Below are 1,301 nucleotides of genomic sequence, written 5' to 3' on the forward strand. Positions count from 1 at the left end.
CGGGGCCGGTGCCACGGGCCGCGTGGGCGGCGATCTGGCCGGTGCCGCCCACCATGAGGTTGTTCGCGTCCTCGAGCGTGGTCAGCTGGCCGAGGGCGATGTTGCCGCCGGCACCGGGGATGTTGACCACCTGGACGTTGTTCACCAGCCCGTTGACGCGCATGGTCTGCTGCAGCTCGCGCTGGAACGAGTCCCAGCCGCCGCCGGCGGCCGCGGGGGCGATGAGGGTCAGGTTGGTGCGGATGTCGTTCCCTCCCGAGGCCGAGCGGATGGAGAAGGCGGAGGCCGCGAGCACGGTGAGCACCGCGATCACGCTGAAGACGATCCGGCCGATCCCCGTGCGTCGGCGCGGGGGGCCGTCGGGGGAGGTGGAGGACATGGCGGTTCCTAACAGAGACACCCCGCCGCCAGGGAGTGGCGCCGGGGACAGGTGCGAGTGGTGGAGGTCACCGTAACAGCGCGACGAGGCTGCGTGCGCTCCGCGTCCGCAGAGTGACCGACGACAACCGGCCCGGGTGGTGACGGGGACCGCGCCCATGACGCACAGTGGTCCCCATGACGATCATCAGCACCGGAACCAGCACCCCCGAGAGCGCCGCGGCCTGGCGGGCCGCCCTGGCGGAGGCGGCCCTGCGCGGAGAGGACGTGGTCTGGTTCTCCCTCGACGGGACCGAGCCGGACGAGGCGGAGGCACGCGAGGCCGGCGTCGGCGTGTCCGTGGCGCACGCCCAGGAGCGCGGCCGGGACGCCGTCGGCGACCTGCTCGAGCACGCCGAGCGCGTGGGCGCGAGCCGGATCGTGGTGGGCGTGAAGCACCGCTCCCCCGTGGGCAAGCTGCTGCTGGGATCGGCCGCGCAGCAGATCATCCTGGAGGCCCGCGTCCCGGTGGTGTGCGTCAAGCCGTGAGGGCCGACGTCGGGCGGGCGGCCCCGCGCCCGGCCCACCCCGCGGCGTTTGGGGGCGGTTTCGGGCGGTATTCGGCGTGGATACCGCCCGAAACCGCCCCCAACGGGCGAGTGGGACCAGCCCGGGAACGCCGAAGGCCCCGGAACCACACGGTTCCGGGGCCTTCGTCCTCGGTGCGCGAGGGGGGACTTGAACCCCCACGTCCTTGCGAACACTGGCACCTGAAGCCAGCGCGTCTACCAATTCCGCCACTCGCGCGAGCGGCTTCCTGCTCTCGGCTCCGGGCATCCGGCGACCGTCACAGGCAGCGAGGAATACTCTAACCCCCGCCCGCCCGGGCGTGCAAATCGGCCCCGACGCCCACCCCCGCGTCCCCGCCACGCCGGCAGCTCGCC

Annotated in this window: 1 protein-coding gene, 1 tRNA gene and 1 pseudogene; 1 reads left to right on the forward strand and 2 read right to left on the reverse strand. The window is 73.4% G+C overall.

Annotation, left to right across the window (positions count from 1 at the left end):
• A pseudogene (locus SJ20_RS11535) lies at positions 1 to 379 on the reverse strand (tripartite tricarboxylate transporter substrate binding protein); the annotation flags it as partial.
• 176 nt (positions 380 to 555) lie between these two features.
• Between SJ20_RS11535 and SJ20_RS11540 the strand changes: the two are divergent.
• Entirely contained in the window at positions 556 to 906 is a 351-nt protein-coding gene (locus SJ20_RS11540) for a universal stress protein (protein ID WP_043278910.1), read from the forward strand.
• A gap of 174 nt (positions 907 to 1,080) precedes the next feature.
• Here SJ20_RS11540 and SJ20_RS11545 read toward each other — a convergent pair.
• Positions 1,081 to 1,164: transfer RNA gene (locus tag SJ20_RS11545), tRNA-Leu, on the reverse strand.
• Positions 1,165 to 1,301 lie beyond the last annotated feature (137 nt).

Origin of the sequence: Micrococcus sp. MS-ASIII-49, from assembly GCF_000946635.1 — a bacterium.
Classification (GTDB): domain Bacteria; phylum Actinomycetota; class Actinomycetes; order Actinomycetales; family Micrococcaceae; genus Micrococcus; species Micrococcus luteus.